Origin of the sequence: Ensifer adhaerens, assembly GCF_028993555.1 — a bacterium.
Classification (GTDB): Bacteria; Pseudomonadota; Alphaproteobacteria; order Rhizobiales; family Rhizobiaceae; genus Ensifer; species Ensifer adhaerens_I.
On sequence record NZ_CP118610.1, the window covers coordinates 3,562,501 to 3,575,455 of the forward strand.

Annotated in this window: 12 protein-coding genes; 1 reads left to right on the forward strand and 11 read right to left on the reverse strand. The window is 62.9% G+C overall.

The window, feature by feature from the left end:
* Nucleotides 1-104: 104 nt before the first annotated feature.
* Nucleotides 105-599, forward strand: a complete 495-nt coding sequence (locus PWG15_RS17225; protein WP_275021742.1) for an acyl-CoA thioesterase — start codon at nt 105-107, stop codon at nt 597-599.
* A 150-nt stretch (nt 600-749) separates the two neighbouring features.
* Here the strand turns inward: PWG15_RS17225 and lpdA are convergent, their stop codons facing one another.
* From lpdA to mdh, 11 genes are all read right to left on the reverse strand, one after another.
* Complete coding sequence (gene lpdA / locus PWG15_RS17230) at nt 750-2,156, reverse strand: dihydrolipoyl dehydrogenase (RefSeq protein WP_275021743.1); 1,407 nt, start codon at nt 2,154-2,156, stop codon at nt 750-752.
* A 24-nt stretch (nt 2,157-2,180) separates the two neighbouring features.
* Nucleotides 2,181-2,933: an SDR family oxidoreductase gene (locus PWG15_RS17235; RefSeq protein WP_275021744.1), complete on the reverse strand. Its 753-nt coding sequence runs from the start codon at nt 2,931-2,933 to the stop codon at nt 2,181-2,183.
* The gene (locus PWG15_RS17240; protein WP_425536712.1) at nt 2,930-3,430 is read right to left on the reverse strand and encodes a hypothetical protein; all 501 of its coding nucleotides are present in this window, start codon (nt 3,428-3,430) and stop codon (nt 2,930-2,932) included. The genes PWG15_RS17235 and PWG15_RS17240 overlap by 4 nt, the downstream gene beginning before the upstream one ends.
* Before the next feature lie 2 nt (nt 3,431-3,432).
* On the reverse strand, nt 3,433-4,074 hold the full coding sequence (locus PWG15_RS17245) for a LysE family translocator (RefSeq protein WP_275021745.1): 642 nt from the start codon (nt 4,072-4,074) through the stop codon (nt 3,433-3,435).
* Nucleotides 4,071-4,496, reverse strand: a complete 426-nt coding sequence (locus PWG15_RS17250; RefSeq protein ID WP_275021746.1) for a VOC family protein — start codon at nt 4,494-4,496, stop codon at nt 4,071-4,073. Before PWG15_RS17250 ends, PWG15_RS17245 begins: the two co-directional genes overlap by 4 nt.
* Before the next feature lie 36 nt (nt 4,497-4,532).
* On the reverse strand, nt 4,533-4,946 hold the full coding sequence (locus PWG15_RS17255; protein WP_275021747.1) for an MAPEG family protein: 414 nt from the start codon (nt 4,944-4,946) through the stop codon (nt 4,533-4,535).
* A 156-nt stretch (nt 4,947-5,102) separates the two neighbouring features.
* Nucleotides 5,103-6,341, reverse strand: a complete 1,239-nt coding sequence (odhB, locus tag PWG15_RS17260) for a 2-oxoglutarate dehydrogenase complex dihydrolipoyllysine-residue succinyltransferase (RefSeq protein WP_275021748.1) — start codon at nt 6,339-6,341, stop codon at nt 5,103-5,105.
* Nucleotides 6,342-6,398: 57 nt separating this feature from the next.
* Nucleotides 6,399-9,395 (reverse strand): 2-oxoglutarate dehydrogenase E1 component, encoded by a 2,997-nt coding sequence (locus tag PWG15_RS17265; RefSeq protein WP_275021749.1) that lies wholly within the window; start codon nt 9,393-9,395, stop codon nt 6,399-6,401.
* A 245-nt stretch (nt 9,396-9,640) separates the two neighbouring features.
* The gene (gene sucD / locus PWG15_RS17270) at nt 9,641-10,543 is read right to left on the reverse strand and encodes a succinate--CoA ligase subunit alpha (RefSeq protein ID WP_058321727.1); all 903 of its coding nucleotides are present in this window, start codon (nt 10,541-10,543) and stop codon (nt 9,641-9,643) included.
* Nucleotides 10,544-10,560: 17 nt separating this feature from the next.
* Nucleotides 10,561-11,754, reverse strand: coding sequence for an ADP-forming succinate--CoA ligase subunit beta (gene sucC, locus PWG15_RS17275; protein ID WP_275021750.1), 1,194 nt, complete (start codon nt 11,752-11,754; stop codon nt 10,561-10,563).
* Nucleotides 11,755-11,865: 111 nt separating this feature from the next.
* Complete coding sequence (gene mdh / locus PWG15_RS17280; protein ID WP_065774031.1) at nt 11,866-12,831, reverse strand: malate dehydrogenase; 966 nt, start codon at nt 12,829-12,831, stop codon at nt 11,866-11,868.
* Nucleotides 12,832-12,955 lie beyond the last annotated feature (124 nt).

Genomic DNA, 12,955 nt, shown 5'->3' on the forward strand with positions numbered 1-12,955 from the left:
GGTCAGCTGCCAGGAGCCGTCATTCGCCCAAGCACAGGACCCTTCCCTTCGCGCCGACAAGCTGCATAACTCAAGCGGAACCTTGCAAATTCTGGAGACGGACAATGGAAACCAGCTACGACACACGCGAACTCGAAATGGTCGTGCTGATGACGCCGGACATGGCGAACTTCAGCGGCAAGGTCCATGGAGGCGCACTGCTCAATCTCCTCGACCGCGTGGCCTTCTCCTGTGCCTCGCGTTACTCGCAGCAATATGCGGTGACGCTTTCGGTCGACCAGGTGATCTTCCGCCAGCCGATCCATGTCGGTGAACTCGTCACCTTCCGGGCCGCGGTCAACAATGCCGGCCGCACGTCGATGGAAATCGGCATCCGCGTCGAGGCCGAAAACATCCGCAGCGGCGAGCGGCGTCACACCAATTCCTGCTTCTTCACCATGGTCGCGGTCGACGCCGAGGGCGCGCCGACGCCCGTTCCCACCCTTGTCACCGACACGGCCGACCGCAAGCGCCGGCAGCGCGCAGCCGAAGCGCGACGCAGCCTCAGACGCGAGTTCGAAGAACGCTTCCACGCGGTCCGGTCTGCTTCCGAAGAGTGAGAGATCGTCGCGATCCGCCACGAGATATCCCTGGGGAATGTCAGCGGTCGCTGACGCGGCACGGGCGAATGCGCCGCAACAACAGCCGGCACGTCGAAAGCGCACGGCTGGAAAAAGGGGGCCGCTTGCCGCAGCCCCCTCGCCTGATCATTACATATGGATCGGCTTGAAGAAGGTCGACAGCGCTGCTTCCTTGACCGCTTCCGACATGGTCGGGTGCGCGTGGCAGGTGCGGCCGAGGTCTTCCGACGAACCGCCGAATTCCATCAGAACGGCGATCTCGTGGATCATCTCGCCGGCGCCGAAGCCGACGATGTGGCCGCCCAGCACCCGGTCGGTTTCCTTGTCAGCCAGGATTTTCACGAAACCGTCGGTGGCGAGCATCGCACGCGCACGACCATTGGCGGTGAACGGGAACTTGCCAACCTTGTAGGCGACGCCTGCGGCCTTCAGCTCTTCCTCGGTCTTGCCGACGGAGGCAACTTCCGGCTGGGTGTAGACGACGCTCGGGATGACGTCGTAGTTCACGTGGCCAGCCTGGCCGGCGAGGATTTCTGCAACCGCCACACCTTCGTCTTCCGCCTTGTGGGCGAGCATCGGGCCACGCACCACATCGCCGATCGCATAGATGCCAGTAACGCTCGTCTGGAAGTGATGGTCGATCTCGACGCGGCCGCGCTGGTCCATGACGACGCCGGCCTTGTCGAGGCCAAGGCCGTCGGTGTAGGGCTTGCGACCGGTGGCGATCAGCACCACGTCGGCGTCGAGCGTCTGGGCGTCGCCGCCCTTGACCGGCTCGAAGGTTACCTTGGCGCCCTTGCCGTCCTTGACCACACCCGTCACCTTGGCGCCGAGCTTGAAGTCCATGCCCTGCTTGGCCAGCATGCGCTGGAACTGCTTGGCAACGTCGCCGTCCATGCCGCCGAGGATCGTGTCGAGGTACTCGACGACCGTGACCTTGGCGCCGAGACGGGCCCAGACCGAGCCGAGCTCGAGGCCGATGACACCGCCGCCGACGACGATCATGTTGGCCGGGACCTTTTCAAGCGCGATGCCGCCGGTCGAAGAAACGATCACCTTCTCGTCGATGTCGACCTTGACGCCCGGAATGCCCGCGACGTCGGAGCCGGTGGCGATCACGATGTTCTTGGTTTCGAGGATCTGCTCCTCGCCCTTGTCGTTGGTGACCGAGACCTTGCCCTGGCCGAGCACCTTGCCGGTGCCCTGGATGCCGTCGATCTTGTTCTTCTTGAACAGGAACGAGACGCCATCGACGTTGGACTTAACGGTCGCGTCCTTGTGGGCCATCATCTTTGCAAGGTTCAGCTTCGGTGCTGCGACCTCGACGCCGAGCGCGTCGACGCCATGGGCGACCTGGTGGAACATCTCGGAAGCATGCAGCAGCGCCTTCGACGGGATGCAGCCGATGTTGAGGCAGGTGCCGCCATAGGTGGCGCGCTTCTCGACGACGGCAACCTTCAGGCCGAGTTGCGCCGCCTTGATGGCGCAGACATAGCCGCCGGGGCCGCTGCCGATAACGATGAGATCATATGCCATTTGAATATCCTTCCTTCAGGACGGTTAGCGTCCGCCGCTGACATTGAGAATTGCTCCCGTCACATAAGTCGCCTTGTCCGACAGGAGATAGAGAACCGCGTCAGCGACTTCCTCGGCGGTGCCGGGTCGCTGTACGGGAATGGTATGGGCGAGATCACGGGCCCGGTCCGGCAGGCCGCCGGAGGCGTGGATCTCGGTATCGATGATGCCGGGGCGGATCGCGTTGACGCGAATGCCCTCGGTCGCCACTTCGCGCGCCAGCCCGACGGTGAAGGTGTCGATTGCACCCTTCGAGGCGGCGTAGTCGACATACTGCGCTGGCGAGCCAAGCACGGCAGCGGCGGAGGAGATGTTGACGATGGCGCCGCCGCTGCCGCCGTAGCGCGTCGACATGCGGCGCACAGCTTCCGCCGCGCAGCGGATGGAGCCGGTAATATTGATGCGGAACATGCGTTCCAGCCGATCGACGGACATTTCATCGACGCGTGCAGTCTGTCCGATGATGCCGGCATTGTTGACGAGGCCATCCAGCCGGCCGAAAGCCGCATCGACCGCTGCAAAGATCGCCTGGATATCCGCCTCGGCGCCGACGTCACCTTGAACCGCGATCGCCGTACCGCCGGCCGCTTCGATCGCACGCACGACGGCATCCGCCGCATCGTGGTTGCTGGCGTAGTTGACAACGACGCGCCAGCCGGCTCTTGCAGCACCCAGGCAGACCGCAGCGCCAATGCCGCGGCTGCCGCCGGTCACGAGGAGAACAGGGTTTTGGCTCATGCGGCGCATCCCTTGAGGGCAAAGGAATCCCAGCTGTCGGCTTCGGCCTTGCCTTTGCCCCAAGCGCTCGATGCTCTGAGTGAGGGGCCGAAATCCGGTAGCAGCAATTGCGCGGCCGCCGGCTCGGTTTCGGCGGGGATCTCGCTGATCGCGCCCGCCTTGTCGAGCGCATAGACGACACCCTGCCACACCGTGCAGGCGCGCAGTTCCTCGCCGGTCGTATCCCCTTCCGGGCAATTGTGCATGATCAGCCCCGTCGCCCGCTCTGGCTCGCCCGCCGGCATCACCACGCCGTCGAGCAGCAGCCCGGGCTTCAGAACCGCCACCTTGAAGTGATTGCTGGTCGCGGCACTTGCCGAGCCAACAGGTTCGAAGCGCAGTTCGTAGCCGCCGTCGCGATCGGCGTAGATCGCGTGCGACTGCTTGCAATCGGCAGCGGCAGCCGGCGCTGCAAGCGCAGAGCAGAGCAGGATGAAGGTGAGGCGACGAGCAACCATGATCAGGCGGCCTTCTCCGTCGCGAGCTTGAGGCCAAGGGCGATGAAGACCACGCCGCTGGTACGGTCGATCCACTTGCTGGCCCGGGTGAAGGCAGCGCGCATGCGCGGCGTCGTCATGAACAGGCTGACGCCGACGAACCAGAGGATCAGGCAGGTAGCCATGACGAGCCCGTAGCCGAACTTGATGAGGATTGGCGTATGCGCGCTGACGACGGTCGAGAAGATCGACAGGAAGAAGAAGACCGGCTTCGGGTTGAGCGCATTGGCGGCGAAACCGAGGCCGAAGGCCTTGGCGGCCGACTGGCCCTTGGCCGCGTCGCTGTTTTCGGCACGCTCGACCTTGATTTCCGTCTGGCCGGCACGCAGCGCCTTGATGCCGATATAGATCAGGTAAGCAACGCCGCACCATTTGACGATGTTGAAGAGGTAGATCGACTGCGAAATGATCAGCCCGAGGCCGAGGATCGTGTAGGTCACATGGAACATCAGCGACGTGCCGATGCCGAAGGAGGTGATGATCGCCGGGCGGCGGCCATGCACGATCGACTGGCGCATGACCATCGCAAGGTCTGCGCCCGGAGAGACGATGGCGAAGGCGAAGATCGCCATCAGCGATGCGAGTTCGAGAAGATATTGGCTCATGATTGTGCGACCGGTGCGTTGAAGGCCCAGACGTGGCCGAAGGGATCCTGAATGCGCGCGTAGCGTGCGTGCCAGAAGGTATCCTGCGGCTCCAGCACTGTCGATGCCCCGGCACCGATCGCCTTTGCATAGGCCGCATCGACATCGGCAGGGTTCGGCAGGTTGATGCTGATCGCCATGCCGGTTCCGCCGATCGTGTTCGGCGACAGCACGCTGCCGCCGAATTCCGGGAACTCGTCATGCAACATCACCTCGCCGCCATAGATGGCAAGATTGGCATGCATGACGCGTTTGCCATCCTCGGCCATCGCGTGGAACGTGTTCACAGCACCGAGCGCTTTCTCGTAGAAGGCAATGGCGGCAAGGCCGTCCTTGACGCAGATATGGGCCTGGATCGGCGGAACGTTGGGTCCGAATGCCATGCAACGGTCTCCTCTTGCTTTCGTTCGTAACGAAGCTCAAGCCATCAGCCGCACGACCATCAGCAACAGCGCAATGATCGATACGAACCAGACGAGGGTGCGCAGCACGGGAACGCCGGCAACGTAGAGCAGACTGTAGACGACGCGCGCGAGAAGCCAGGTCACGGCGCCGATCGCCCCAAGGCCGCCGGTCTTGCCGGTCACCGCCAGGGCAAGCGCGAGCGCGGCGAAGACCGGATAGGTCTCCAGCATATTGCGCAGCGCGCGCAGCAGACGGCCGGCGATAACGCTTTTTGGGACCTTCTGCTCGTCCCGCGGACCAAGCAGGTATTTGAAACCGAGATCGCCAGCGAGGTCGAGCGATGTCGCCTGTACGATGATATGGACGATGAGGAACACGGCGCTCCAGCCAAGCACCCAGATTTCCGTCGACGCTGCTGCAGCTTCCATGACCCCTCGCAAATATCAGGCACAATCCAGATCAGTCTGACACGCCGAAGGGGGCGGGCTCCGCGGCAAAGCCGGTCGGCGATGGCTTACCATCGCTTCAGCCGAAACACTCGGCAATCGACGGGGGCGCCTAGGCGCCCCCACATAGTTCAGAAATCAGAGGTCGAGGACCAGACGCTCCGGATCCTCGAGGCTTTCCTTGACGCGCACGAGGAAGGTCACGGCTTCCTTGCCGTCGACGATGCGGTGATCGTAGGAGAGCGCGAGGTACATCATCGGTCGGATGACGACCTGGCCGCCGATGGCGACCGGACGCTCCTGGATCTTGTGCATGCCGAGAATGCCCGACTGCGGCGCATTCAGGATCGGCGAGGACATCAGCGAGCCGTACACACCACCGTTGGAGATGGTGAACGTGCCGCCCTGCATGTCGGCCATCGACAGCGCGCCATCGCGCGCAGCCTTGCCGAGACGACCGATGTCCTTCTCGATTTCGGCGATCGACATCTGGTCGGCGTCGCGAACGATCGGAACCACAAGACCCTTGTCGGTGCCGACGGCAACGCCGATGTGGCAGTAGTTCTTGTAGATGATGTCGGTGCCGTCGATCTCGGCGTTGACAGCCGGGATTTCCTTCAGCGCATGGGTCACGGCCTTGGTGAAGAAGCCCATGAAGCCGAGCTTCACGCCGTGCTTCTTCTCAAAGATGTCCTTGTACTTGTTGCGCAGCGACATGACGGCGCTCATGTCCACCTCGTTGTAGGTGGTGAGCATGGCAGCCGTGTTCTGAGCGTCCTTGAGGCGCTTGGCGATCGTCTGGCGCAGGCGGGTCATCTTGACGCGCTCTTCACGAACGACGTCTTCCGCCGTCGACGGCGCACGGGCCTGGACCTTGGCCGGCTCGGAAGCGGCCGGCGTCGAGATGCCCTTGGCGACGGCGGCGAGCACATCACCCTTCAGCACCTGGCCACGCTTGCCGGAGCCGTCGATCTGGTCGGCCGACAGGTTGTTTTCGGCAAGCAGCTTGCCGGCGGACGGTGCCGGCGGCATCGACGAGGCAGCGGGTACTGCAGCGGCGGCCGGGGCAGCCGGAGCGGCAGCAGCAGGCTCGGCCTTCTTTTCGGCAGCAGCAGCCGGAGCAGCAGCTGCGCTGGCAGCGCCGGCGGCGATCTGGCCGAGCAGCGCGCCGAGACCGACGGTCTCGCCGGCCTGTGCGACGATTTCGGAGAGCGTGCCTGCGGCCGGCGCCGGCACTTCGATCGTCACCTTGTCGGTTTCGAGTTCGAGCAGGGGTTCATCGGCCTTGATGGCGTCGCCGACCTTCTTGAACCAGGTGCCGACGGTCGCTTCACTGACGGACTCGCCGAGGGTGGGAACGCGGATTTCTGTTGCCATGATTTTTGTTCCGTTGATTCAGATATCTGTTTCTGTTGGCTCAGAGCGAGGGGAGCGTCAGCCCCCCAGCGCGTCCTCGAGGAAGGCGGCAAGCTGCGCCAGGTGCTTCGACATCAGGCCCGTTGCCGGCGACGCGGCAGCCGGACGACCGGTGTAGCGCACGCGCTGATACTTGGCATCGATATGGGCGAGAACCCACTCGAGGTACGGGTCGATGAACGACCATGCGCCCATGTTCTTCGGCTCTTCCTGGCACCAGACCATCTCCGCGTTGCGGAAGCGGCTAAGCTCGTTGATGAGCGCCTTGGCCGGGAACGGATAGAGCTGTTCGACGCGCAGCAGGTAGATATCGTCGATGCCGCGCTTTTCGCGTTCTTCGAGCAGGTCGTAGTAGACCTTGCCCGAGCAGAGCACGACGCGACGGATCTTAGAGTCCTTCTGCAGCTTGATCGGACCATCCTTGATCACCTCGGCATCGTCCCACAGCAGGCGGTGGAACGAGCTCTCGCCGGCCATTTCCGACAGGCTGGAGACCGCACGCTTGTGACGCAGCAGCGACTTCGGCGTCATCAGCACCAGCGGCTTGCGGAAATCACGCTTCACCTGGCGGCGCAGGATGTGGAAGTAGTTCGCCGGCGTGGTGACGTTGGCGACCTGCATGTTGTCTTCTGCGCAAAGCTGCAGGAAGCGCTCGAGGCGGGCGGACGAGTGCTCTGGACCCTGGCCTTCATAGCCGTGCGGCAGCAGGCAGACGAGACCCGACATGCGCAGCCACTTGCGTTCGCCCGACGAGATGAACTGGTCGAAGACGACCTGTGCACCGTTGGCGAAGTCGCCGAACTGGGCTTCCCAGAGGGTCAGCGCATTCGGACGTGCCAGCGAATAGCCGTATTCGAAGCCGAGCACGGCCTCTTCCGAGAGCATCGAGTTGATGACCTCGTAGCGGGCCTGGGTCGGCGACAGGTTGGCGAGCGGGATGTAGCGCTCTTCGGTCTGCTGATCGTAGAGAACCGAATGGCGCTGCGAGAAGGTGCCGCGTTCGCAGTCCTGGCCCGACAGGCGGATCTTGGTGCCTTCCGTGACCAGCGTGCCGAAGGCGAGCGCTTCAGCCATGGCCCAGTCGACGCCTTCGCCGGTCTGGATCATGTTGGCGCGATTTTCCATGAAGCGCTGGATCGTGCGGTGCGCGTTGAAGCCCGCCGGAATTTCGGAGATCTTGCGACCGACTTCCTTGAGCTGCTTCATCGGCACCGAGGTCTTGCCGCGGCGCTGTTCGTCCTGATTGTCGGCCGAGCGCAGGCCCGACCAGACACCGTCGAGCCAGTCGGCCTTGTTCGGCTTGTAGGACTGGCCGGCCTCGAACTCCTGCTCGAGGTGCGCGCGCCAGTCGGCCTTCATCTTTTCGACTTCGCCTTCCGACATCAGGCCCTCGGCGACCAGGCGGTCGGAGTAGAGCTGGACGACCGTCTTGTGGCCACGGATGACCTTGTACATCTTCGGCTGGGTGAACGCCGGCTCGTCGCCTTCGTTATGGCCGAAGCGGCGGTAGCAGAACATGTCGATGACGACCGGCTTGTGGAACTTCATCCGGAATTCGGTCGCGATCTTGGCAGCATAGACGACCGCTTCCGGATCGTCGCCGTTGACGTGGAAGATCGGCGCCTCGATCATCTTGGCGACGTCGGACGGATAGGGCGACGAGCGCGAGAAAGCCGGATTGGTGGTGAAGCCGATCTGGTTGTTGATGATGAAGTGAACCGTGCCGGCAACGCGGTGACCGCGCAGGCCGGAAAGGCCGAGGATTTCGGCAATCACGCCCTGGCCGGCAAAGGCGGCATCGCCATGCAGCAGCAGCGGCATGACCTTGGAGCGTTCGCGCAGCGGAATGATGTCGCCTTCGAACACCGTTGCCATCTGGTCCTGCTTGGCGCGGGCCTTGCCCATGACCACAGGGTTGACGATTTCGAGGTGCGACGGGTTTGCCGTCAGCGACAGGTGAACCTTGTTGCCGTCGAACTCGCGGTCGGAGGAAGCGCCGAGGTGGTACTTCACGTCGCCCGAACCTTCGACGTCGTCAGGTGCGTAGGAGCCGCCCTTGAACTCGTGGAAGATAGCACGGTGGGGCTTCGCCATGACCTGGGAGAGCACGTTCAGACGGCCGCGGTGGGCCATGCCGAGAACGATTTCCTTGAGGCCTTCCTGGCCGCCGCGCTTGATGATCTGCTCAAGCGCCGGGATCAGCGATTCGCCGCCGTCGAGACCGAAGCGCTTGGTGCCCTTGTACTTGACGTCGATGAACTGCTCGAAGCCTTCCGACTCGATCAGCTTCTGCAGGATCGCCTTCTTGCCTTCCGGGGTGAACTCGACACCCTTGTCCGGCCCTTCGATACGTTCCTGGATCCAGGCCTTCTCTTCCGGGTTGGACATGTGCATGAATTCGACGCCGATCGTCGAGCAGTAAGTGCGCTCGAGGATTTCGACCATCTCGCGAATGCTGGCGTATTCGAGGCCGAGCACGTTGTCGATGAAGATCTTGCGGTCGAGATCCTTGTCCTCGAACCCGTAGTTCGAAGGCGAAAGCTCGTTGTAGTCTTCGACCGGGGCAGCAAGGCCGAGCGGATCGAGTTTGGCGTGCAGGTGGCCACGGGCGCGATAGGCGCGGATCATCATGATGGCGCGAACGGAATCGCGCGTCGCCTGATGGATGTCGGCAGCGCTTGCGACTGTGCCGGTAGCAGCGGCGGCTTCCTCAGCCTTCGCCTTCACCTTCTTTTCGATGACCTTCTCGACCGTGCCCCAGTCGCCATCAAGCGCGGAGACAAGTTCGCCATTGGCCTGGATCGGCCAGTTGTTCTTTTTCCAGGAGGCGCCCTTGGCTGCCTTCACGACATCTTCCGGCCGGTCGGCGAGCGCCTTGAAGAAGGCCTGCCATTCGGCCGACACGGACGCCGGGTCCGTTTCATAGCGTGCTTGGAGCTGCTCGATATAGGCGGCGTTGGCGCCGTCCAGAAAGGATGTGAGCTGGAATTGCTCGTTGGCCTCTTGCCTTGTCATGGTCTCACGCGGACTGATCCGTCCGCCTCCTGACTGAAGTTGGGTTGCCGGGTATCCCGGCCGTTCATGTTCGTTCGGCGCGTTTGGCGCCAGGCCTTCCTACGGCGCCGCGCATCGAAGGGACGCGCCGGGATCGCCGTGGCAGTAGGGTTGCCGTATGTCCTGATCCTGAATCAGCCAAGGAAACATGCGGCAGGCAGACTGCCCGGGCCGGGTCGCTCCGGCCCGGGCAGAAGTCTTTAAGATCAGCCCTTGAGGACTTCGACCAGCGTCTTGCCGAGACGGGCCGGCGACGGCGACACGCGAATGCCTGCCTGCTCCATCGCGGCGATCTTGGATTCCGCATCGCCCTTGCCGCCGGAAACGACGGCGCCAGCGTGACCCATCGTGCGGCCCTTCGGCGCGGTACGGCCCGCGATGAAGCCGGCCATCGGCTTCTTGCGGCCCTTCTTCGCCTCGTCGATGAGGAACTGCGCCGCATCCTCTTCGGCCGAGCCGCCGATTTCGCCGATCATGATGATCGAGGTCGTGGCTTCGTCCGCCAGGAACATCTCGAGCACGTCGATGAACTCGGTGCCCTTGACCGGGTCGCCGCCGATGCCGACAGCCGTCGTCTGGCCGAGGCCTTCGTTTGAGGTCTGGAACACGGCTTCATAGGTCAGCGTGCCGGAGCGCGAGACGATGCCGACCGAACCCTTGCGGAAGATCGAGCCCGGCATGATGCCGATCTTGCATTCTTCCGGCGTCAGGATACCGGGGCAGTTCGGGCCGAGCAGGCGCGACTTGGAGCGGTCGAGACGAGCCTTGACGCGCACCATGTCGGCAACCGGGATGCCTTCGGTGATGCAGGTGATGAACGGGATTTCGGCATCGATCGCTTCGATGATCGCGTCCGCGGCGCCTGCCGGCGGAACATAGATCACGGATGCGTCCGCACCGGTCTTTTCACGGCCTTCGGCAACCGACGCGAAGATCGGCAGGGTTTCGCCCTTGGAGCCGGTCCAGGTTTCGCCGCCCTTCTTCGGGTGAATGCCGCCGACCATCTGCGTGCCGTAGTAGGCAAGCGCCTGTTCGGTGTGGAAGGTGCCGGTCTTGCCGGTCAGGCCCTGAACGAGGACCTTGGTGTTCTTGTTGACGAGAATCGACATTAGGTCTGGTCCTTCAGTTAGCCGTTGATCGCGGCGACGATCTTCTTGGCAGCGTCATCCAGATCGTCGGCGGCGGTGATCGCCAGGCCGGATTCGTTCAGGATCTTCTTGCCAAGCTCGACATTCGTGCCTTCGAGACGAACGACCAGCGGAACCTTGAGGCCGACTTCCTGCACGGCCGCAACGACACCTTCAGCAATGACATCGCACTTCATGATGCCGCCGAAGATGTTGACGAGGATGCCCTCGACCTTCGGGTCGGCCGTGATGATCTTGAAGGCTGCCGCGACCTTCTCCTTGCCGGCGCCGCCGCCGACGTCGCAGAAGTTTGCCGGCTCCTTGCCGTAGAGCTTGATGATGTCCATCGTCGCCATGGCAAGGCCGGCGCCGTTGACCATGCATCCGATGTTGCCGTCGAGCGCCACATAGGCGAGGTCCCACTTGGAGGCCTCGATTTCCTTGGCGTCTTCTTCGGTTTCGTCGCGCAGGGCCTTGATGTCGTCGTGACGGAACAGCGCGTTGCCGTCGAACGAGACCTTGGCATCGAGAACGCGCATGCGGCCGTTCTTCATGACGATCAGCGGGTTGATCTCGAGCAGGCTCATGTCCTTCTCGACAAAGGCCTTGTAGAGGATCGGGAAGAGCTTTTCGGCGTCAGCCTTGGCTTCGCCGTCAAGCTTCAGGGCCGAGGTGAGCTTGGCGAGATCGGCGGCCGTGACGCCAGCTTCCGGGTTGATCGCGACGTTGACGATCTTTTCCGGCGTGTCGTGCGCAACAGCCTCGATGTCCATGCCGCCTTCCGTCGAAACGACGAAGGCGACCTGGCCGACCGAGCGGTCGACGAGCAGCGACAGATAGAGTTCGCGTTCGATGTCGGCGCCGTCCTCGATGTAGAGGCGGTTCACCTGCTTGCCGGCAGGGCCGGTCTGCGCGGTAACGAGCGTATTGCCGAGCATTTCCTTGGCATGAGACTTGGCTTCATCGATCGAGAAGGCAAGACGCACGCCGCCCTTGGCGTCGGCGGAAAGTTCCTTGAACTTGCCCTTGCCGCGGCCGCCGGCATGGATCTGGCTCTTGACCACGTAAAGTGGGCCCGGGAGCGACTTGGCAGCGGCTTCAGCCTCGTCGGCAGAGAAGATCGCGACACCTTCCGCGACCGGTGCGCCATAGCTCTTCAGGAGAGCCTTGGCCTGATATTCATGAATGTTCATGGTGTTTTTCCTGTCTGGAGCATTGTGCGGGCAGGTAAGGCACCTACCCGCACCAATGCGGCAAAAACAAAGAGGTCGAGCAGATCCAAGCGTCTGCCCGACGGGAGGCGATTACTGCTTCAGGCTCGGCGCAATGCCGATGCAGGCTTCGCAAAGACCGGCGACCGAAGCGACCGACTTGTCGAACGCCTCCTTCTCGGCCTTGTTGAGATCGATCTCGATGATGCGCTCGACACCGCCGGCGCCAATGACGGTCGGAACGCCGACATACATGTCCTTGACGCCGTACTGGCCGGTCAGATGAGCGGCGCAGGGCAGAACGCGCTTCTTGTCCTTGAGGTAGGCTTCAGCCATTTCGATCGCCGAGGCGGCCGGAGCGTAGTAGGCCGAGCCGGTCTTCAAGAGGCCGACGATTTCGGCGCCGCCGTCACGGGTGCGCTGGATGATCTCTTCGAGACGCTCCTTGGTGACCCAGCCCATCTGGACGAGATCGGTCAGCGGAATGCCGGCAACCGTCGAGTAACGGGCGAGCGGCACCATGGTGTCGCCGTGACCGCCGAGAACGAAGGCGGTGACGTCCTGGACCGAAACGTTGAATTCCTGGGAAAGGAACAGGCGGAAGCGCGCGCTGTCGAGAACGCCGGCCATGCCGACGACCTTGTTCTTCGGCAGGCCCGAGAACTTCTGCAGCGCCCAGACCATGGCGTCGAGCGGGTTGGTGATGCAGATAACGAAGGCGTTCGGAGCATATTTCTTGATGCCCGCGCCGACCTGTTCCATGACCTTGAGGTTGATGCCGAGAAGATCGTCGCGGCTCATGCCCGGCTTGCGGGCCACGCCGGCGGTGACGATGCAGACATCGGCGCCTTCGATGGCGGCGTAATCGCTGGCACCGGTCAGGTTCACGTCGAAGCCTTCGACCGGCGAGGACTGGCCAATGTCGAGGCCCTTGCCCTGCGGGATGCCGTCGGCGATGTCGAAGAGGACGATGTCACCCAGTTCCTTCAGGCCGGCGAGATGCGCCAGCGTGCCACCAATCATCCCTGAACCGATAAGTGCGATCTTGTTGCGAGCCATGAAAGTGCTTCCTTTGTGATCCCAATATGATCGAGGCCTGAAACGCGGCAAACGCCAAACCTTCGCGGAAGCCATTAAACGGCAATCGTTAAAATATCAATCGATACTTTTTGGTGAAGGAATT